This is a genomic window from Microcoleus sp. (assembly GCF_041354475.1).
Taxonomy (GTDB): Bacteria; Cyanobacteriota; Cyanobacteriia; order Cyanobacteriales; family Microcoleaceae; genus Microcoleus.
Genome location: NZ_JBGJZU010000105.1, coordinates 1 through 19493 on the forward strand (window position 1 = coordinate 1; position 19493 = coordinate 19493).

General features: G+C 45.0%; 19 protein-coding genes and 2 pseudogenes. 16 read left to right on the forward strand and 5 right to left on the reverse strand.

The annotated features are described in order from the left end of the window. The first annotated feature begins 310 nt into the window (after positions 1 to 310). Both ACBR23_RS26120 and ACBR23_RS26125 read left to right on the forward strand, forming a co-directional pair. A complete protein-coding gene (locus tag ACBR23_RS26120) occupies positions 311 to 1891 on the forward strand; it encodes a photosystem II high light acclimation radical SAM protein (protein ID WP_371116504.1) in 1581 nt (526 codons plus the stop codon). 200 nt (positions 1892 to 2091) lie between these two features. Further along, positions 2092 to 3090: an Rpn family recombination-promoting nuclease/putative transposase gene (locus ACBR23_RS26125; protein WP_371125707.1), complete on the forward strand. Its 999-nt coding sequence runs from the start codon at positions 2092 to 2094 to the stop codon at positions 3088 to 3090. Between the two features lie 158 nt (positions 3091 to 3248). Here the strand turns inward: ACBR23_RS26125 and ACBR23_RS26130 are convergent, their stop codons facing one another. After that, the gene (locus tag ACBR23_RS26130) at positions 3249 to 3665 is read right to left on the reverse strand and encodes a pre-16S rRNA-processing nuclease YqgF (RefSeq protein WP_341740289.1); all 417 of its coding nucleotides are present in this window, start codon (positions 3663 to 3665) and stop codon (positions 3249 to 3251) included. A 717-nt stretch (positions 3666 to 4382) separates the two neighbouring features. Continuing rightward, positions 4383 to 6173, reverse strand: coding sequence for a translational GTPase TypA (gene typA / locus ACBR23_RS26135; protein ID WP_371120694.1), 1791 nt, complete (start codon positions 6171 to 6173; stop codon positions 4383 to 4385). A 120-nt stretch (positions 6174 to 6293) separates the two neighbouring features. Between typA and ACBR23_RS26140 the strand changes: the two genes are divergently transcribed. The 11 genes and pseudogenes from ACBR23_RS26140 (at position 6294) to ACBR23_RS26190 (ending at position 12284) form a co-directional block, all read left to right on the forward strand. Beyond that, positions 6294 to 6620: a type II toxin-antitoxin system RelE/ParE family toxin gene (locus ACBR23_RS26140; protein ID WP_371120695.1), complete on the forward strand. Its 327-nt coding sequence runs from the start codon at positions 6294 to 6296 to the stop codon at positions 6618 to 6620. Between the two features lie 4 nt (positions 6621 to 6624). Then, a complete protein-coding gene (locus tag ACBR23_RS26145; protein ID WP_371120696.1) occupies positions 6625 to 7002 on the forward strand; it encodes a DNA-binding protein in 378 nt (125 codons plus the stop codon). A gap of 53 nt (positions 7003 to 7055) precedes the next feature. Next, the gene (locus ACBR23_RS26150; protein WP_371120697.1) at positions 7056 to 7394 is read left to right on the forward strand and encodes a type II toxin-antitoxin system RelE/ParE family toxin; all 339 of its coding nucleotides are present in this window, start codon (positions 7056 to 7058) and stop codon (positions 7392 to 7394) included. Continuing rightward, positions 7387 to 7758, forward strand: coding sequence for a DNA-binding protein (locus ACBR23_RS26155; protein WP_371120698.1), 372 nt, complete (start codon positions 7387 to 7389; stop codon positions 7756 to 7758). The genes ACBR23_RS26150 and ACBR23_RS26155 overlap by 8 nt, the downstream gene beginning before the upstream one ends. A 50-nt stretch (positions 7759 to 7808) precedes the next feature. Next, a complete protein-coding gene (locus ACBR23_RS26160; protein ID WP_371120699.1) occupies positions 7809 to 8150 on the forward strand; it encodes a type II toxin-antitoxin system RelE/ParE family toxin in 342 nt (113 codons plus the stop codon). After that, complete coding sequence (locus ACBR23_RS26165; RefSeq protein WP_371120700.1) at positions 8140 to 8499, forward strand: DNA-binding protein; 360 nt, start codon at positions 8140 to 8142, stop codon at positions 8497 to 8499. Before ACBR23_RS26160 ends, ACBR23_RS26165 begins: the two co-directional genes overlap by 11 nt. A gap of 50 nt (positions 8500 to 8549) precedes the next feature. Next, positions 8550 to 8988, forward strand: a pseudogene (locus ACBR23_RS26170) (type II toxin-antitoxin system RelE/ParE family toxin). Further along, positions 8981 to 9352, forward strand: coding sequence for a DNA-binding protein (locus tag ACBR23_RS26175; RefSeq protein ID WP_371120701.1), 372 nt, complete (start codon positions 8981 to 8983; stop codon positions 9350 to 9352). The pseudogene ACBR23_RS26170 and the gene ACBR23_RS26175 overlap by 8 nt, the downstream one beginning before the upstream one ends. Before the next feature lie 257 nt (positions 9353 to 9609). After that, positions 9610 to 9729, forward strand: a pseudogene (locus ACBR23_RS26180) (type II toxin-antitoxin system RelE/ParE family toxin); the annotation flags it as partial. Positions 9730 to 9733: 4 nt separating this feature from the next. After that, on the forward strand, positions 9734 to 10108 hold the full coding sequence (locus tag ACBR23_RS26185; protein ID WP_341739603.1) for a transcriptional regulator: 375 nt from the start codon (positions 9734 to 9736) through the stop codon (positions 10106 to 10108). Positions 10109 to 10163: 55 nt separating this feature from the next. Further along, positions 10164 to 12284 carry a pentapeptide repeat-containing protein gene (locus ACBR23_RS26190; protein WP_371120702.1) on the forward strand — a complete coding sequence of 707 codons (2121 nt, stop codon included), beginning with the start codon at positions 10164 to 10166 and terminating at the stop codon, positions 12282 to 12284. Between the two features lie 129 nt (positions 12285 to 12413). Here the strand turns inward: ACBR23_RS26190 and hisB are convergent, their stop codons facing one another. Further along, complete coding sequence (gene hisB / locus ACBR23_RS26195; protein ID WP_341739613.1) at positions 12414 to 13052, reverse strand: imidazoleglycerol-phosphate dehydratase HisB; 639 nt, start codon at positions 13050 to 13052, stop codon at positions 12414 to 12416. 169 nt (positions 13053 to 13221) lie between these two features. Next, positions 13222 to 13998 (reverse strand): enoyl-ACP reductase FabI, encoded by a 777-nt coding sequence (gene fabI, locus ACBR23_RS26200; RefSeq protein WP_341739612.1) that lies wholly within the window; start codon positions 13996 to 13998, stop codon positions 13222 to 13224. Between the two features lie 329 nt (positions 13999 to 14327). Here fabI and ntcA point away from each other — a divergent pair, with 329 nt between their 5' ends. Further along, on the forward strand, positions 14328 to 14993 hold the full coding sequence (gene ntcA / locus ACBR23_RS26205; protein ID WP_341739601.1) for a global nitrogen regulator NtcA: 666 nt from the start codon (positions 14328 to 14330) through the stop codon (positions 14991 to 14993). Positions 14994 to 15192: 199 nt separating this feature from the next. Continuing rightward, the gene (locus ACBR23_RS26210) at positions 15193 to 16878 is read left to right on the forward strand and encodes a DUF3084 domain-containing protein (RefSeq protein WP_371120703.1); all 1686 of its coding nucleotides are present in this window, start codon (positions 15193 to 15195) and stop codon (positions 16876 to 16878) included. 80 nt (positions 16879 to 16958) lie between these two features. On the opposite strand, the gene ACBR23_RS26215 is transcribed toward ACBR23_RS26210, so the two are convergent. After that, positions 16959 to 18911 (reverse strand): FAD-dependent oxidoreductase, encoded by a 1953-nt coding sequence (locus ACBR23_RS26215; protein WP_371120704.1) that lies wholly within the window; start codon positions 18909 to 18911, stop codon positions 16959 to 16961. Positions 18912 to 19209: 298 nt separating this feature from the next. On the opposite strand from ACBR23_RS26215, the gene ACBR23_RS26220 reads away from it, so the two are divergent. After that, positions 19210 to 19455, forward strand: a complete 246-nt coding sequence (locus ACBR23_RS26220) for a recombinase family protein (protein ID WP_371120705.1) — start codon at positions 19210 to 19212, stop codon at positions 19453 to 19455. Positions 19456 to 19493 lie beyond the last annotated feature (38 nt).

Here is a 19493-nt window from a genome sequence, read left to right on the forward strand (position 1 = left end):
TGCAATTAGTTTACCACATTCAGGAACAGCATCCCTCTTTAGGTGCTTATTTAACAAATATTTACAATTACCAAGAAAATCAAAGCCGTCCTATAAGGACGGGGCTTTAGACCCTATTTCTTGGTAATTAATTTAAAAATCCCCTATTTTATCGTCCTCCAGCTCAGCCACGCCAACAGGCTCTGCTTTACTCCGCTTCGGAAAATTTTAAAATATTTAATCTTAAATTACCAAAATTAGAGAGATTGTAAAGTTATATTAAAAGAATATTAACACAGTGAAAACACTAGCAATTTAGGATGTGGCAATCATGGAAAACCGAGAAAACCGAGTCCTGTATGTTCGCCTCCCTTGTAATCCCATTTTCCCGATCGGAGTTGTGTACCTTTCCGATCACATCCATAAGCTGTTTCCCGATGTCCAACAACGGATTTTCGATGTAGGTGCAGTACCGCCCTTAGATTACGCCAAGGCTCTCGACGTCGCCGTCGATGAATTTCAACCAACCCTCCTAGTTTTCTCCTGGCGAGACATTCAAATTTACGCACCAGTCGGCGGTAGAGGCGGCAATCCCCTGCAAAATGCCTTTGAGTTTTACTACGCCAACAATCCCCTAATTAAAATGCGGGGAGCATTGGGAGGATTACGTTTAGCCGTGTCTTACTATACGGAACTCTGGCGCAATTTGGGGTTGGTGAAGCGGGGATTGCATCGGGCCCGGAAATACCGTCCCGAAGCTCGTGCAGTCGTCGGTGGTGGTGCTGTGAGCGTGTTTTATGAGCAGTTGGGACGCAGTTTACCCAAGGGGACTGTGGTTTCGGTGGGGGAAGGCGAGGCGCTGCTGGAGAAGTTGATTAAAGGCGAGGATTTAGCCCAGGAAAGGTGTTATGTCGTAGGTGAGACAGTCCCGCGCGATCGACTAATTCACGAAAAGCCAGCCAACATCGAGAAAACTGCCTGTAATTATCAGTACATCGAGACCATTTGGCCCGAATTTTCCTATTATCTACAGGATAGGGACTTCTACATCGGCGTCCAAACCAAGCGCGGCTGTCCTCACAACTGCTGTTACTGTATTTACACGGTGATTGAAGGTAAGCAAGTGCGGATCAATCCAGCGGATGAGGTGGTGGCGGAGATTAGACAATTGTACGATCGAGGTATCCGCAATTTCTGGTTTACCGACGCTCAATTTATCCCCGCCCGCAAATTCATTGATGACGCCGTTGAACTCTTGCAAAAAATCATCGCCGCCGGCATGACAGACATCCACTGGGCTGCTTACATCCGTGCGGATAATCTCACACCACAATTGTGCGATTTGATGGTAAAAACGGGGATGAATTACTTTGAAATCGGCATCACCAGCGGTTCCCAAGAATTAGTTCGCAAAATGCGTATGGGTTATAATTTGCGAGTAGTTTTGGAAAATTGCCGTGATTTAAAAGCCGCCGGTTTCAACGATGTTGTTTCCGTAAACTACTCCTTTAATGTGATGGATGAAACCTTTGAAACCATCCGCCAAACCATTGCTTATCACCGGGAATTGGAGCGGATTTTTGGAGCGGATAAAGTAGAGCCAGCAATTTTCTTTATCGGGTTACAGCCCCACACCATTTTGGAAGAATACGCTTTTAAACAGGAGATTCTGCAACCTGGTTATGACCCGATGAGTTTGATGCCTTGGACAGCACGAAAATTGCTGTGGAATCCTGAGCCTTTGGGTTCGTTTTTCGGTCAAATTTGTTTGGAAGCTTGGCAGCGAAATTCCAATGATTTCGGCCGCGAAGTGATGGCTATTTTGGAGGAAAAATTGGGTTGTGCTGATTTAGAAGAGGCTTTGAGTGCCCCGGTAGAAGTTAAACAAAAACAGCTAACATCGGTTAGTTAATCACAGGTTATTAGTCAGGAATTTAGTCCTGAAACTGGGGGAAAGGAAATCAAATATATTTTCTATTTCCCCTATTTTTTGATATATAGCAACCGCCAAGGCTGTGACACAGGAATTATACGAAATTTCTCATAAACCCACGCCTGGGCAGATTACCAACTTTGGGGACTTGTTGTAACACAAATTAGGAGCTAAAAACCATGAGTTTTATTGACCCTAGAACAGATTTTGCCTTTAAAAAAATATTTGCTTCAGCCGAAAGCAAACCCATTCTGATTAGTTTTCTCAATGGCTTGATTTATCAAGGCAATCCGACTATTCAGGATTTGCAAATTATCGATCCCTATCAAGCCGGAAAATTAATGGGCTTGAAAGACAGCTACTTAGATGTCAAAGCAACTCTCGATAACGGCACGATTGTTGTCATCGAAATGCAAGTTTTGAATGTGAAAGCTTTTGAAAAAAGAATTGCCTACAATGCCGCGAAAGCCTATGCGAATCAACTGATGACTGGTAAGGGATACCTACAATTAGACCCGGTAATTGCCTTGACAATTACTGATTTTACTTTGTTTAATAACACGAATAAAGTAATTTCTCGCTTTTCTTTTAGGGAAGAGGAAGAACATTTTGATTATTTGTTTCCGGTGATGACTCTAATTTTTGTGGAATTACCGAAATTCAATAAATCTATTGCCGAGTTAGAATCTCTGGCTGACAAGTGGATTTATTTTATCAAGGAAGCGCCCAGTTTGGAAATGGTTCCAGAATCCTTGGAAACTAATTCAGCAATTCAGCAAGCTTTCAGTATTGCTAACAGTACAAATCTCAGCAGGCAGGAATTAGATGAATTGGAGGCGCAGATGTTTTATTTCCAAGATCAACAGAGGTTTAGAGAAGAAGCTTTAGAAGCAGGGTTGCAGCAGGGTTTGCAGGAGGGGTTACAGCAGGGTTTGCAGGAGGGGTTACAGCAGGGTTTGCAGGAGGGGTTACAGCAGGGTTTGCAGCAGGGTTTGCAGGAGGGGTTAAAGCAGGGAAAAAGCAATCTGGTGCTGCGTTTGCTAACACAAAAAGTCGGAACTTTGGACGAGTCAATCCAAGCTAGAGTTTTACAGTTGTCCAGCGCTCAGTTAGATAGTTTAACGGAATCTTTGTTTGATTTTAATACGGTGGATAATCTGGTGAATTGGTTGCCATGAAAAGGGAGCATCCAGATTTTGCATAGGCGAAGCATGACCGCAGACAATTTATTAGGGATAACCAGAGATTTACAGCGGTCATGCTAGAGCATCGTACCAATATATTTGCACTCATTGAGATGCACCCAATGAAAACATAGCATCCCAACCTCTCGGAATTAATGTATCGGTTGCGTAAGTCCAGTCTGATTTAAATACCGTTCAATCAGGACGATCGCCACTATATCATCTACGGGTCGCGGTGGAGTCCGCATCCCCAGCGGAATCAAGCGATTGAGTCCCGTCGCAGGGTACATTTGCCAGTAACGTTCCTTTGCTTCTAAACTGCTGTATCTCTCATCAATCTGAGTAATGACGATGGAAGGTGACAAACTCTGGGTAAGTTGTTGTTTCCATTTCTTAGAAGTTGTTTGATCTCCCATCACCAATAAGTCAATGGGAAACTGTTCGCAGAGAGATTGAATAGTCGAAATTGCACTTTCTGAGGGTACAACTTGATGGTATGAGATATTATTATCTGTACCCATGACGGCGACACCGCACTTGTCTTTACCTGGATCGAAACCTAAAATCATAGTTATTAGTTATGGGTTCTTACTTATGGGTTAGCAATCAGAGCCATTCTGGTTGATTTTTCCTTGTTTTGTTTAGAAAACTTTGCAGATTATGACAGCAATTTTACTTGACTTTTTTGTGAAATTGACATATCATAGCATCATGGAAATCTGTGTGGTCATATAATGTAGTCCCTGGTTAAGTAGCTTCAGCGCTCAAGCGCAATTACCAACTTTTGTGCGATCGCCCAAAATATCAGAACCCCACAAATTGCTACCATCAAAAATCTTAGTGGCGGCTGGTTTATATAGATTGTTTGTCAGTCTTAAATATTATCTGTAAAACCATTGGTCTCAACTTAAACTTAAACCTAGTCACAGATGGCTGTTTGACTATTAAGGCCAGATCCCCCCTAGGGCGTGTTTTCAAACCCAAATATCCCCCCCAGCCCCCCTTAAAAAGGGGGGGGAAAGAGTCTTTAAGTCCCCCTTTTTAAGGGGGATGCGAGGGGGATCTAAATCTTAAGGAGTAGTTTGAAAACACGCCCTAGCCCCCCTTAAGAAGTGGGGAACCGGAATCTTCTCTTTCGTCCCCCATCCCCCCTTGGGGGGCAGGGCTGTTTCATTCTCAAAAAAATGAGAGTTTTGTAGGGGTAGTGTCCCCGTTCCTACCCTCCCCAACGACTGTAAAACTTGAGGAGCAAGTCTAGGGCTGACATTGCCAACCCTAGACTGATTTTAGCGTTTTACTAACTTCTTAGAAACCTTCCGCAAGCGAATTGATTTCGGTGTTACTTCCACCAATTCATCCTGGCCGATGTATTCCAAAGCACGCTCCAAACTCATATCGACTGGTGCTTGCAATTGTGCCAATTCTTCACCGCCAGATGCGCGGTGGTTTGTCAACTGCTTCGACTTGCAAATATTCAGCTCCATGTCGTCATCTCGGTTGTTTTCTCCGATAATCATCCCTCTGTAAACCTTGGTTCCGGGGGTAATGAAAAATACGCCGCGGTCTTCAGCATTTTTCAGTGAATAAGTAGTTGCAGTTCCTTCTTCAAAGGAAATCAATACTCCATTGCGACGGGCGACAATTTCTCCACCGAGGGGGCGATAGTCGAGGAAGCTGTGGTTCATAATTCCAGCGCCGCGAGTCAAGCGCATAAACTCGCCTCGGAATCCAATCAAACCGCGAGCGGGGACTGAAAATTCGATTTGGGTGCGGCCGGTGCTGCTGACGTGCATATCTTGCATTTCTGCTTTGCGCTGACCGAGGCGTTCGATGCAGCCACCGACGGCTTCTTCGGGTACGTCTAATACTAAACATTCAAAGGGTTCGCAGGGACGACCGCCGACTTCGCGGAAGATTACTTGCGGCTGAGATACTTGGAATTCGTATCCTTCGCGACGCATATTTTCGATCAGGATTCCGAGGTGGAGTTCGCCACGGCCGGATACGAGAAATTTGTCGGGGGAGTCGGTTTCTTCGACGCGCAAGGCGACGTTGGTTTGGAGTTCTCGCATTAGTCGATCGCGCACTTGTCGCGATGTTACTAAAGTACCTTCTTGACCGCAGAATGGCGAGTCGTTCACCGAGAAAGTCATCTGCAAAGTTGGTTCGTCTACCTTAATTAAAGGTAGCGCTTGCGGGTCGTTGGGACAGGTAATAGTCTCCCCAATATAGGCATCAGCAAAACCAGCCACGGCGACGAGATTACCAGCAGAAGATTCTGCGATATCAATCCGCTTCAGGCCTTCAAAGCCCATCAATTTACTGATTTTTGATTTGACAAGGGCTCCGCTTTCGGTGATCAAGACTGCTTGTTGACCGACTCTAATTGTGCCGTTGTGGATGCGGCCGATGACGATGCGCCCGACGTATTCGGAGTAATCTAAGGTGGTTACTTGCAGTTGTAGTGGCTTGTTCGGGTCGCCGACGGGGGGTGGTACGTGGTCGAGGATTTCTTCAAAGAGGGGCTTCATATCTACCCCTTCGTCTTCGAGGCTTTTTTTGGCGTAACCGCTTAAGCCGGAACCGAAGAGATAGGGAAATTCGCACTGATCGTCGTCAGCACCTAGTTCTAAGAACAAGTCTAAAACTTTATCAACTGCTTTGTGGGGGTCTGCTCGATCGCGATCGATCTTATTCACAAAGACGATCGGGCGCAAGCCTTTTTCCAGGGCTTTTTTGAGCACGAACCGGGTTTGTGGCATCGGGCCTTCGTTGGCGTCTACGATCAGCAAACAACCGTCTACCATGCCGAGAACTCGTTCAACTTCGCCACCGAAGTCGGCGTGTCCGGGGGTATCGACGATGTTGATCAGGGTTTCTTTGTATCGGACGGCGGTATTTTTGGAAAGGATGGTGATGCCACGCTCGCGCTCGATGTCGTTGGAGTCCATGACGCAATCTGGGACTTCTTCCCCTTCGCGGAAGACCCCGGACTGTCTGAGGAGAGCGTCCACAAGGGTGGTTTTGCCGTGATCGACGTGAGCAATGATAGCAACGTTGCGAATGGGAAGACTCATAATGCGTCTGGGACGTTAAACGGATTTAACTAAAGATTTCTTAACGATTGTAGCGCATTAAGTCAAGGGGCGATCGGGTGGCGGCGATATTGGGGGGCGATCGTCGCTAGAATTAGGGTTATGGAAGTACAACCGAGGGAAATTGAGCGTTACACCACGGCTGACGGCAGAGTTCCTTTCGATCGGTGGTTTTACTCACTGCGGGATCTCAATGCCAAACTGAGGATTGAGGGGCGAATCCAGCGTGTTCAGGATGGTAATCTCGGAGATTCTCGCGTTTTGGGAGAAGGTGTCTGCGAGTTGAGGATAAATTATGGCCCTGGCTATCGAGTTTATTTTGGACAAATTGGAGCAACAATTGTACTTTTGCTGATAGGCGGAGATAAAAGCACTCAAGAGCAAGATATTCGCAAGGCTAAAGAATACTGGACAGATTACAGGAGTTAAGACAATGACAATGCCTAAGAGTTTACCTTACCATCCCTTTAAAATTTCCAATCTGAAAGACCCAAGCTATTCTGCTGCTTACCTCTCACTGATTTTTGATGAAGAGGAAGAAGGTGATTTAGAGATGGGAATAATGCGACAAGTGCTGAGAGATGTATTTGAGGCTCTTGGGGAACCAATTATGTCTGCGGAGGATGCTAAATTGCATCTGGAAAAATTAGATATTTTGTTGCCGCAATCCGGGATTGCAACTATTTATGCTTTGGCTAATTGGCTGAAGGTTTTGGGATTGAAGTTAACAGTTGCTGTTGCTCAAGAGGATGAAGGAGAAGAATCAGGTGCTGTTAGTGATGTTGAGTTGGCGGAAGTTGCTAAGGTTTGATTGGGTGCGCTCGCCCGTATTATGATCGTGAGCGAGTAGTTGCGATCGCACTTATGGAAGTACAACCAAGGGAAATTCAGCGTTACGTCAAGTCAGACGGTCAGATTCCTTTCGATGAGTGGTTTTATGCTCTGCGGGATTCTCAAGCTAAACTCAAGATTAATGTGAGATTGAAGCGAGTCAGTACAGGTAATTTTGGAGACTACCGCCCAGTGGGAGAAGGAGTCTGGGAATTGAGAATTAATTTTGGCCCAGGCTACCGGGTCTATTTTGGACAAATAGAAACAACTATAGTGCTTCTCCTGTGTGGAGGGGATAAAAGCACTCAGGACGAAGATATTCGTAAAGCCAAGAAATATTGGATTAAATACAGGAGTCAAGACAATGGTTAAAAGTGTACCTTACCATCCGTTTCTAATTGAACAGCTCAAAGATCCAGCATATTCGGCTGGCTACCTCACGATGTTTTTGAATGAGCCAGAAGAGGGAGATTTGGATCTTGGCATTTTCCCATCAGCTTTGAGAGATGTATTTGAAGCTCTTGGGGAACCAAATATGTCAGCAGATGAGGCTAAATTGCATCTGGAAAAATTAGATGGTTTGCTGTCACAAAATGGAATGGCGACTATTTATGCTTTGGCTAATTGGCTGAATGTTTTGGGATTGAAGTTATCTGTTGCGGTTGCTCAAGAAGATGAAGGGGAAGAGTCAAGTGCTGTTAGTGCTGTTGAGTTGGTGGAGGTTGCTAATGTTTGATTTTGGGCGATCGCCTTTATGATGATCTACGAGCAGCTACGATCGCACTTATGGAAGTACAACCAAGGGAGATTCGACGTTATATTACCCCAGACGGTAAAAATCCTTTCGCAGAGTGGCTTAGTTCCCTGCGAGATTTGAATTCGGTAGTTAAAATTGAACAAAGGCTTGACCGAGTTCGCTTGGGGAATTTAGGAAACAGCAAGTCTGTTGGGGAAGGAGTCTGCGAATTGAAAATTGACTTTGGGCCGGGGTATCGCGTGTACTTCGGACAATTTGGGTCAACAATAGTGCTTATCCTCTGTGGTGGGGATAAAAGCAGTCAAGAGCAAGATATTCGTAAAGCTAAGGAGTATTGGAAAGAATATGGAGAACGCGAAAATGCCAACTAGCGATAGTTATCAGGATTATTTGATTGAAGCCCTCAAGGATAAAATACACGCTGCTGCTTATCTAACAGCCCATTTGGAAGATGATGAGCCTGAAGCCGGTGTGCTCGAACTCGGACTTAGCAATGTATTTGAAGCTCTTGGGGAACCAAATATGTCAGCAGATGAGGCTAAATTGCATCTGGAAAAATTAGATGGTTTGCTGTCACAAAATGGAATGGCGACTATTTATGCTTTGGCTAATTGGCTGAAGGTTTTGGGATTGAAGTTATCTGTTGCGGTTGCTGAGGAGGAAGGGGGAGAGGAAAGTTCTGTTAGTGCTGTTGAGTTGGTGGAGGTTGGTAATGTTTGATTGGGTGCGATCGCCCGTATTATGATCTACGAGTAGTTGCGATCGCACTTATGGAAGTACAACCAAGGGAAATTCAGCAGTACAAGATACCGGATGGCAAAATTCCTTTTTCGGAGTGGTTGGAATCTCTCCGAGACTTTAAGGGAAAAGCCAAGATTGTGAAAAGACTTGAGCGGGTTAGCGAGGGTAATCTGGGAGATGCTCGATCGCTCGGAGAGGGAGTCTGGGAATTTAAAATTGACTTTGGGCAGGGCTACCGCGTCTATTTTGGACAAGTAGAAACAACTATAGCAATCCTAAATCATTTGTGAATTTCTTACTCCCTCCCCTTGGTAAGGGGAGGGTTGGGGTGGGGTAAAAATTTTACGACTCATTTAGGATTGCTATATAGTGCTTCTGCTGTGTGGCGGAGATAAAAGCACTCAAGAGCAAGATATTAGCAAAGCCAAGAAATATTGGACAGAATATAGGAGTCGAAAAAATGTCTAATGAAAGTGTACCTTACCATCCCTTGAAAATTAAATCTCTCGAAGATCCATTATTTGCTGTGGCTTATCTCACAGAGATATTTGAGGAAGAAGAGGGTGATTTAGAGACGGGAATAATGCGAAAAGCGCTTCGAGATGTATTTGAGGCTCTTGGGGAACCAAATATGTCAGATGAAGAGGCTAAATTGCATCTGGAAAAATTAGATATTTTGTTGTCACAGAATGGAATGGCGACTATTTATGCTTTAGCTAATTGGCTGAATGCTCTGGGATTGAAGTTAACAGTTGCGGTTGCTCAAGAAGATGAAGGGGAAGAGTCAAGTTCTGTTAGTGATGTTGAGTTGGTGGAGGTTGGTAATGTTTGATAGTGCGATCGCCCCATTGGTGTCAACTTAAGGTCAAAGGTAGCCACAGACTGCTGTTTGACTATTAAATCTAGATCCCCCCTAGCCCCCCTTAAGAAGGGGGGGATAAGAGTCCGATCAAATTCCCCCTTCCCCCATCCCCCCTTGGGGGGGCAGGGGGGGGTGGGGGGGCTAGGGGGGGGTGGGGATTTAGGGGGATCTAGACTTGGCTATGAACGAGAGATACCAAGGCTTTCAGGCTTAAGTTGACACCAATGCGATTTTATTTTGGACAAGTTGGAGCAACAATTGTACTTTTGCTAATAGGCGGAGATAAAAGCACTCAAGAGCAAGACATTCACAAGGCTAAAGAATACTGGACAGATTACAGGAGTTAAGACAATGACAATGCCTAAAAGTTTACCTTACCATCCCTTTAAAATTTCCAATCTGAAAGACCCCAACTATTCTGCTGGTTACCTGTCACTGATTTTTGATGAAGAGGAAGAGGGCGATTTAGAGACGGGAATAATGCGAAAAGTTCTGAGAGATGTATTTGAAGCTCTTGGGGAACCAATTATGTCTGCGGAGGATGCTAAATTGCATCTTGAAAAATTAGATGTTTTGTTGCCGCAATCCGGGATTGCAACTATTTATGCTTTAGCTAATTGGCTGAATGCTTTGGGATTGAAGTTGACAGTTGCGGTTGCTGAAGATGAAGGAGAAGAGTCAGGTTCTGTTAGTGCTGTTGAGTTGGTGGAGGTTGCTAAGGTTTGATTGGGTGCGATCGCCTTTATGACTATTGACTTGTTGTTAATTTTAGGGTAGCATTATGTCACAGCAAGAATTAGATTTATCGTCCTTAAGTGCGAGAGTATTGCAGCTTGAAGAAAACCAAGTTGTTCTAAAAAGATATATAGCCAAACTTAAGCAGCAGTTACAATCCCATGAGCAACTATTTAACGATCGCTCCGAACCTCGACAGCTAGAAAGTTTGATGGAGCAAGTTGCAACAATTCAACAGCGGTTAAATTTAGAAATAGGGGAGAAATCAATTATTTCTGAGCCGCCGATTGAGCTTGATACTCAGGCTGAAAAGCTTGATGTTCTGGCTCAGTTAATATTCGATCGCCCTCACAGTCGCGCTGTGTTGATCGAGGCGCTATCAGTAGCACAGGAGCGGCTGATTATTGTTTGCCCTTGGCTCAATTGTAACAGCATTAATGATGAATTGCTGCAAAAATTTAGGGATTGCTTGAACCGAGGATGTTTGATCGATATTGGTTGGGGTTATCTGGGCGATCGGCAAAATATCGGCAAAGGATGGCGCTACAATGCTTTGGCAGATTTACAAGAGTTAGAAGGTGAATATCCCGATCAATTTCGCCTCAAGTTATTGGGTACTCACGAAAACTTTTTAGTCTGTGATTCCAGTTTTGCCATGTTGGGGAGTCATAATTTGCTGACGAATAGCGACCAAAGTGCAGAGAAAGAAGTGGGAATCCGCACCAATGATTGCCAAACTCTCAAGCAATTAATTGAGCGATTCGACAGCAGCGAAGTATTAGATGAGCAGGAGATAGAAAGGCGGTTTGTAGCGAGTTCGGATTACTTGGATCGAGGGGATTATTTGGAAGGATTGGCGGAGGATACTGAAGATATTGCTTTAGAGGATAGCTGTGAGGATGTGGAGGATGAGTCTGAGGAATGTCTGGAACCTGTTGTTAGTGTTGAGGATTTTTGGCTGCGTTACACTGAGGGAGAAAGGGATTTTACGGGGATTAATTTAGCTGGTGCTGATTTGAGCGGTAAATCTCTAACTTCTGGTGTTAATTTGAGTAATGCTAATTTAAATAAAGCTAATTTGAGGAGTGTAAATTGGCAGAGTGTAAATCTTAGTGGGGCAAATTTGAAGGGAGCCGATATGAGGGATGCGCGTTTTGATGGCACAAATTTTAGTGCGGCGAATTTATGCGGTGTTAACCTTTCTAAGGCTAGTTTATCCAGTGCCAATCTGACTCAAGCAAACTTGGTAAATGCTAACCTTTCTCAGGCTACTTTATCCAGTGCCAATCTGAATCAAGCAAACTTGGTAAATGCCAACCTCGCTCAGGCTAATTTACAATCAGCTAATCTAGAGAAAGCCAATTTAAGGAAGGCAAGTTTAAGAGCAGCTCAACTATTCTATACAAATTTTACTGAAGCAAATTTGAATGGTGCAAACCTCAGCGGAGCTCGAACCCGTCAAGATTACCCAACAAAATTCACCAGTGCAAACCTCGGTCAAGCTAACTTGAGCGGACTAAACTTGAGGAAAGTAGACATGATAAATGCTGATTTGACGAATGCAAATCTGAGCAAGACTAACCTTTTAGAAGCAAATCTTGATGGAGCAAATCTCAAGGGAGTTCAGCTTCAAGGAGCGATTTGCAATGAAGCAACTTTATTTCCTACTGAGTTCGAGCCTGTGACAACTGGTGCTTATTTACTTGCTCCCGATGTATCGCTGCCAAATGTCGATCTAAGTGGTAAGCAATTGAGTGGTGTTAACTTAAAAGGAGCCGATTTACAAGGGGCTAATTTGAGTTCAGCGCAATTGAATAGTTCGGATTTGAGAGATGTTAATTTAAGTGGGGCAAAACTTCAGGGAGCAACACTGGATAGCACAAATTTGAGCAGAGCTAATTTAAGACAGGTTAACTTGAATGATGCAAGATTACAAAGTGCCGATCTAACTACAGCAGACTTAACTGAAGCTGACTTGCGACAAGCATATTTATATGGTGCACAACTGCGTGGTGCTGACCTAATTTCAGCAGACCTCCGCGCGGCAAACTTAACAAATGCAGACTTGTCTGGCGCTAACTTAACAAATGCAAAAATAGGCGGTGCTAACTTGCAAAGTGCTCAACTCACTGGTGCAATTATGCCAGATGGATCTACTCACGAATAATAATGATTTAACCACAGAGAACGCAGAGAAGGCAGAGGAAGGGAAGAGAGAGATGAATAATTCCGATGAAGAGAGGATATGGTATGACAGGTTTGCAGCAGCCCATTGGTGCAACTACAAACCCTGATACTACAAAACGCCTTTAGAACTTGGAATCCGACTGGCGCGCCGTGGATCGATCGCCACAGCCATCCGCAAAGCCCGCGCAAATGCCTTAAATGCCGCTTCCACAATGTGATGGGAATTTCCACCCTGCAACTGTCGAATGTGCAGTGTCATTTGACTGTGATTCACAATCGCCGCAAAAAACTCTTTCACTAACTCGGTATCGTAAGTACCAATCCGTTGATTGGGAATCTGCAAATTGTAACTTAAGTGAGGCCGTCCCGAAAAATCTAGCACTACCTCAACTAAAGCTTCATCCAACGGGGCGATGAAATGTCCGAAACGAGAAATGCCCGATCGATCCCCGACAGCTTTTGCCAAGGTTTGTCCTAACGTAATCCCCACATCTTCGTTCGTGTGATGATCGTCAATGGCTAAATCCCCGATCGCCTGGACATCCAAATCAATCAATCCGTGGGAAGCAATCTGATCCAACATATGATCTAAAAATGGAATTCCAGTCGCCGCTTTACAAGTTCCCGAACCGTCGAGATTCAGGCTCACATTCACATCGGTTTCCAGTGTCGTGCGCTTCACCGAAGCAGCCCTCAGCAGGCTAACTGAATTTACAGGAGGAACAGAAGGGCGATCGATTATTTCCATAATTCGCAATTTGTCATTCATTAGTAATTAATTAGTAATTTGGGATTAGCAGTTTTCCAGCAGACAGTGGAAATCGAACAGTCAACTGTCAACTGTCAACTGTCAACTGTCAACTGTCAACTGTCAACTGTCAACTGTCAACTGTCAACTGTCAACTGTTTGCAAACTGTTACATTCCCATGATTTCGTAACCAGCATCTACATACAAAATCTGACCCGTAATCCCGCTAGCCATACTGCTGCATAGAAAAGTCGCAGCATTTCCTACTTCCTGTTGAGTCACCGTGCGTCGCAGGGGAGCGACTTCCTCAACGTGGTGGATCATGTCCAGAATGCCGCCAACTGCTGACGAAGCCAAAGTCCGAATTGGGCCAGAAGAAATTGCATTTACCCGAATATTTAACGGGCCAAGTTCCGCCGCCAGATAGCGAACATTCATTTCCAATGCGGCCTTAGCAATTCCCATTACGTTATAATTGGGAACTACTCGGACACCGCCGAGATAAGTCAAGGTGATAATACTGCCACCTTCGGCCATCAAGGGTTTCGCCGCTGCACAAAGCCGTACTAGGGAGTAAGCGCTAATATCCAAAGCATTGGAGAAACCTTCTCGCGAAGTATTGGTGAAATCTCCTGAGAGTTCGTCCTTGCCGGCAAAAGCCAAACAGTGAACCAGAATATCTAACTTGCCCCACTTGTCGGCGATCGTCTCAAAAGTGGACTCAATTTCCATCTCATTTTGGACATTGCAGGGCAAATACAGACTGGGATTGAGCGGTTCCACGAGTTCAGCGACTTTCCGCTCGTGTTTACCTTTTTCGTCTTTCAAATAAGTGATGCCAAGATTGGCCCCTGCTTTGTGGAGCTGCTGAGCAATGCCCCAGGCGATCGAGCGATTGTTGGCAATGCCCGTAACAAGAGCATTTTTTCCGGTCAAATCTATCATCTGTAGTTTATCTAGAAGCAACTTGCACCGTTCTCGTTGGCTAGATTCAACGACGCCACCTATTTAGACACAACTGATTGAAATATCACTGATTGAGACACAATTGAGACACAACTGAGACACAATTAAGATTAATTTGGCTGTGGAGCTACTTGGGGGCGGAATTGAAAAAGTTAAGAGAAGGGCTAGATTTAATCATACAGTGTGTGTTTACCTTAACATTAGATGGAAGTTATTGAATCATCCAATACAGGAGGTTGGAAAGTATATTTACTCAAAAATGTTAATTTTCAAGTTACAGAGCATTGATTAGTACAAAGGATCAGGTCGTGACCCATGATAGACCGCTAGCAGCCGTGTTCCGCCAAATCAGCGGCGGGGCGTTCCCACCCATTGTGGAAACCTTTGAACGGGGCAAGACAATTTTTTTCCCTGGAGACCCGGCTGAGCGCGTCTACGTTCTCATTAAAGGTGCTGTTAAGCTCTCCAGGGTATATGAAGCAGGAGAAGAAATTACTGTTGCTCTTCTCCGCGAAAATAGCGTATTTGGGGTGCTGTCTCTGATTACAGGACACCGCTCCGACAGGTTTTACCACGCCGTAGCCTTTACGCCGGTGGAATTGATCTCATTGCCGATCGAACAAGTGGAAAAAGCCCTCAAGGAAGACCCAGAACTATCGATGGTGATGCTGCGGGGATTGTCTTCTCGGATTTTGCAAACTGAGATGATGATCGAAACGTTGGCCCATCGAGATATGGGTTCGAGATTGGTCAGCTTTTTGCTGATTCTGTGCCGGGATTTTGGTATGCCCGGTACTGAAGGGATTACGATTGATTTAAAGTTGTCTCATCAGGCGATCGCAGAGGCAATCGGCTCAACGCGAGTAACGGTGACTCGCTTGCTGGGGGATCTCAGACAAGAAAAAATGATCTCGATCCACAAGAAAAAGATCACAGTCCATAACCCGGTGGCTTTAGGCCAGCAATTCACTTGACGCCGAGAGACTATAGGATTTGGGATTTGGGATTTGGGATTGAATCCCAAATCCCAAATTCGTAACCAGCCTAAATGATTTGTGTAATTTTTGTAGGGGCAATCCCACGCCCGGTTGCCCCCATCGCTTAGGGGTAGGCACGCACCATCCACTACCCCTACATATTTGCTCGATGATTTAGACAAGCTATGGAATCGGAATGACTGCTGGATACATCCTAGTATTTGTAATTTTAATTTTGGGGGGTGTGATCGCTACTGTCAGCGATCGCCTTGGGACAAAAGTCGGCAAGGCTAGATTAAGTTTATTCAAACTTCGCCCCCGCGATACTGCTGTTGTGGTGACAGTGATGGCTGGTAGCATTCTGTCAGCCACAACTCTGGGCATCTTGTTTGCTACCAGCAAGCCCCTCCGTACAGGGGTTTTTAGAATAGATGAAATTCAAAAAAGACTCAATAACGCCCGCAGAGAACTCAATCTAGCCACTGAAGAAAAAAAACGAGTTGAAACTGAATTAAGCCAAGCTAGGGCTGCTCAAGCCCAAGCTAAGGCCAATTTAGAAGAAATTAATCGTTCGTTGCAAGCGGCTAATGCCGAGCAAGCCCAGACCCAAACCAAATTAAAGTCCCTGCGAGTCCAACTCAATAATGTCGAAGCTGCCAAGTCCAAAACTCAACAGCAACTGAGTCAGGTAGAAGCAGCTAAATCTCAAACCGAAAAACAGCTTGCGACGATGGAAGCAGCTAAGTTGCGAACTGAAGAACAACTGACGATTGTGGAAGTAGCCAAAGCCAGCACACAATCTCAGCTCGATCGCACTGAAAATCAATTGAAAACAGTTTCTACTCAAAAGAAAGCTTTAGGCTCAGAAATCACCCAACTACAAACCGAACGACAACAGTTAATTGAACAACGAGAGCGAGTAAAAACTCAAATTGCCCAACGGGACAAAGAAATTGCCCAGCGGGACAAAGAAATTGCCAAACGAGAGGGAGAAATTGCCCAGCGGGACCAGGAAATTGGCTCGCGCAACAAACTAATTGCTCAGCGAGACAAGGAAATTGCCGAGCGTGTCCAAAATCTAGCCGATCGCGATCGAGCTATAGTCGATCGAGACAAAGTAATTGCCGAAAGAGAAGCTCTCTTAGAAACCCTAGCAGAGCAACAAACACAACTGGAACAGCAACAAGCTTTATTGCAACAGCAAGTACAAGTTTTAGAAAGAGACTTTCAGGCAATTCGCGAGGGGACTGTTGCCATCAGGCGTGGCCAAATTTTAGCTGCGGGAGTTGTTCGCATCGCCGAGCCAGCCCTAGCCAGTCGCGCCATCGATCGACTATTGCAAGAAGCAAATAAAACCACTGTCGGACTCATGCAGCCTGGAAATACCAAGGTAAAAGAGCAGATAGTTCAAATTACCAATGCCGAAATTGAACAACTCCTTAATCAAATAAAAGACGGTCAAGATTATGTAGTCAGAATTGTCGCCGGCGCGAACTACCTGCGGGAAGAAAAGCGGATCAAAGTATTTGCAGAAGCCGAAATCAATAGAGTTGTATTCCGCGCTGGAGATGTGATTGCAGGAGTTTCTATCGATCCCCTAGTCTTAAAAGACGAACAGGTAAGACAGCAGTTGCAGCAATTAATTGAAGCTTGCCAATTTCGGGCTCGTTTGATTGGTGTTGTCGGCGGTAGAGTCCAAGTTGCCGATAATCGGATTGAAACTTTGGCTAGTTTTGTCGATCGCCTCAAACAATATGATAAACCTCTGGAGGTTCAGGCGATCGCTACTGATGTTACATATATCGCCGGTCCGCTGAAAATAGATCTAGTTGCTGTAGAAAATGGAATAGTTGTTTTTCGGACTGGAGAACAGAAATTGTAAAGGGCAGGCAGGATGCCTACCCTACCAGAATAATCGGAGATGTCTAATCTCTCAAACCCGCCCCCGTCAGGCTGAAAACATTAGATTTTCAGTACACCTTCAGGATTGACGGTCAAGAGCGATCGCCTCTGCAAACCCTCCTGATATAAAATAGCATTAGCCGCCAACAAACCACTGCTAACCGCCCTTTCCATTAAACCGCAAGGAAAAGGCATTTTCACCCAATCTCCCGCAAATACAAGATTAGGGACATCACAGGAAGTCTCCGGGCGTTCGGCATAACTACCGGGCGGATAACCAGAGAAATTCTTTTGATTTACCAATTCCCGGTGCAGCATATTTGCCTGTTTTAATTCCGGCACAATTTCATACAACTCTTGCTCAAAAGTAGCCAGCAAAACTTGTTGATTCGGAAAATCTTTTTCCTTATAACAATAGGCGTGTAACTCCACTACACTGCCGCCAGTTTCTTTGTTCCACGCGATGAATTGATCTTGAATGCGGTGGTAAAGCGTAATGCTATCAGTCAGTTTGTAGCCGGAAAGCGAGCTAAAATTGCTGTGTTCCCATGCAAAATCGCGATCGAACCAAAAACGACCAACCGCAAACGGATCGGCTATTTTCAAACTCTCAATCCGACTCTGCACCTGCGGATTCACCTCACCGCTAGCCAAACTAAACAAATGCTGCATTCCCGGCACATCGGTCGCCAAAACATAGTAATGAGCCTGCAATGTTTCTCCCAACTTTTTAGTTGGGGAATTGTCAATTGCTGCTGCTATTTGTACTTCATCAGCTTTTTGATCGACCACCTTAAATCTGGGTAAATCCCGTTGTGCAGGACCGCTAACCACTCGCCCTTCAGCATCAAAAACTGCGCCATGACAAGGACAATGAAATTGACCATCATTCTGCTTCTGCACCGTGCAGCCCTGGTGAGTACAACTCAGAGAAATCGCCTCTTTTCCTCCCGGTACTGTGGCATAAACGCTATCTCCAGCCCCGAAATATGCCGTAGAACTACTATCATTTAACAGCGAATTTTGCTTCACCCAGAAAGGTACTTTACTTTGCACATCTCCTGACTGGTAACTCATGGAATCAATCTTGCCATTTTCCCAATGAATGTTACTAACCGCCACATCTGTCAATACTTTTCCGCCTTTACTTTCAATGTATTTAGCAATGGGTTGTACTAAACTCGTTCCCATATCTTGCCGCGTCCCATTGAATGCTAAACCTTCGGGATTTCCGAAAAAGTAGAAGTGGAAAAACTGCATTAATTCTCCCACACTCAATTCATCCGGCGAGTTGAGACTAGATTTAGCAAAAGGCAGGAAATACAAGTCATAAAGTCCGCGGGGAAACTCACCTTTCACCCAGTCAGCAACGGAGATGTTATCGAGTCTAGCGAAACTTTTTTGAGTTTGAAAACCGCCTATTTCCCGAAATACTTGCCAGTGGGCGGGTTTAGTCAGATTGATTCCCCACTTCGTCCAGTTAGGAGAAGCTATCCCTAAGTCAACTATGTTCCAAGGAAAAGCGGAATGATTAGGACGAAAAACTTCTGGTTTGTATTTGCCATCTCTAAAGATAACCGCGTAGGATTCTAAAGATACAAAGTTGTCGGTAATTTCTAATTCTTGAACTACGCTTTTGAGGTTGTAGTATTGTGGAAAAAAGCCGTGAAAACCATGTTCCATCATAAAAGTTTGGTTCCCCACGGAAATCGGCCAACTAGCAATCTTGCCGCCTAGTTGGGGCGATTTCTCCAACAGCGTTACGGCGAAACCCCGCTGACTAAGTTCGTAGGCGCAGGCGAGCCCAGCCAAGCCAGCACCGACAACTACAACGGTTTTGGGGGTGTTTAGCAGTTGCGGTAAATCGAGGGTGTCTTGCTGAAACACGGTGGGCTCTGGCTTGGAAAATCTAGAGTAGCCGAGGAGTCCGCCGGCGGCGCCTACTCCGAGGAATTTGAGGGCGGTTCGTCGTGACAGTTGTTGAGATAGGGGGGAATTGGTTGATTGACTCATCAGTGGTACAAAGTAACAGGGGGTCAAAATCAATAGGCTGATCGATTTTAGCTTGTAGATTTTCCAGGTGGCTAGGATGTTTCCCAAGGCTTGTACCTGAAAAATCTCAAATCGGCTTTTCGATCTAAAATTGTTCAGCTTAAGACATGATATGTGAAGAAATGCGATCGACACATCCCCATTCAGAGTCTTAGCAGCCCGTACATAAGTTCGATCGGTTCGCCTCTAATAATTAATTCATTAAAAAAAGCTGGACAACAAGCACATATGGTGCGAAAGTTTTCCTAGGGCTAAATATGTGAAACCCAATGAAGCAGCTAACACTCTGGGAGTTTGCCTGCGAACCCTCAGACGATGGGAAGCAAACGGCAATATCTCCACCGTCAAAACGCCGTCAGGTCAAAGACGGTACGACATCGAAAAGTTCATCAAACAGGAATCAGAGCCAGACTCTAGACGCGCCACTGTTATCTATGCTCGCGTCTCTACCCGACCTCAAAAAGCAGACCTCGATCGACAAGTTGAACGACTATCAACGCTCTAAAGGGGCGCTGAAGTCGTTAAGGAAGTGGGAGGAGGACT

Excerpts from the sequence above, each read along its gene's own strand:
- ACBR23_RS26120 (WP_371116504.1), top strand. The coding sequence starts at position 311 with ATGGAAAACCGAGAAAACCGAGTCCTGTATGTTCGCCTCCCTTGTAAT.
- ACBR23_RS26125 (WP_371125707.1), top strand. The coding sequence starts at position 2,092 with ATGAGTTTTATTGACCCTAGAACAGATTTTGCCTTTAAAAAAATATTT.
- ACBR23_RS26130 (WP_341740289.1), bottom strand. The coding sequence starts at position 3,665 with ATGATTTTAGGTTTCGATCCAGGTAAAGACAAGTGCGGTGTCGCCGTC.
- typA (WP_371120694.1), bottom strand. The coding sequence starts at position 6,173 with ATGAGTCTTCCCATTCGCAACGTTGCTATCATTGCTCACGTCGATCAC.
- ACBR23_RS26140 (WP_371120695.1), top strand. The coding sequence starts at position 6,294 with ATGGAAGTACAACCGAGGGAAATTGAGCGTTACACCACGGCTGACGGC.
- ACBR23_RS26145 (WP_371120696.1), top strand. The coding sequence starts at position 6,625 with ATGACAATGCCTAAGAGTTTACCTTACCATCCCTTTAAAATTTCCAAT.
- ACBR23_RS26150 (WP_371120697.1), top strand. The coding sequence starts at position 7,056 with ATGGAAGTACAACCAAGGGAAATTCAGCGTTACGTCAAGTCAGACGGT.
- ACBR23_RS26155 (WP_371120698.1), top strand. The coding sequence starts at position 7,387 with ATGGTTAAAAGTGTACCTTACCATCCGTTTCTAATTGAACAGCTCAAA.
- ACBR23_RS26160 (WP_371120699.1), top strand. The coding sequence starts at position 7,809 with ATGGAAGTACAACCAAGGGAGATTCGACGTTATATTACCCCAGACGGT.
- ACBR23_RS26165 (WP_371120700.1), top strand. The coding sequence starts at position 8,140 with ATGCCAACTAGCGATAGTTATCAGGATTATTTGATTGAAGCCCTCAAG.
- ACBR23_RS26175 (WP_371120701.1), top strand. The coding sequence starts at position 8,981 with ATGTCTAATGAAAGTGTACCTTACCATCCCTTGAAAATTAAATCTCTC.
- ACBR23_RS26185 (WP_341739603.1), top strand. The coding sequence starts at position 9,734 with ATGACAATGCCTAAAAGTTTACCTTACCATCCCTTTAAAATTTCCAAT.
- ACBR23_RS26190 (WP_371120702.1), top strand. The coding sequence starts at position 10,164 with ATGTCACAGCAAGAATTAGATTTATCGTCCTTAAGTGCGAGAGTATTG.
- hisB (WP_341739613.1), bottom strand. The coding sequence starts at position 13,052 with ATGGAAATAATCGATCGCCCTTCTGTTCCTCCTGTAAATTCAGTTAGC.
- fabI (WP_341739612.1), bottom strand. The coding sequence starts at position 13,998 with ATGATAGATTTGACCGGAAAAAATGCTCTTGTTACGGGCATTGCCAAC.
- ACBR23_RS26210 (WP_371120703.1), top strand. The coding sequence starts at position 15,193 with ATGACTGCTGGATACATCCTAGTATTTGTAATTTTAATTTTGGGGGGT.
- ACBR23_RS26215 (WP_371120704.1), bottom strand. The coding sequence starts at position 18,911 with ATGAGTCAATCAACCAATTCCCCCCTATCTCAACAACTGTCACGACGA.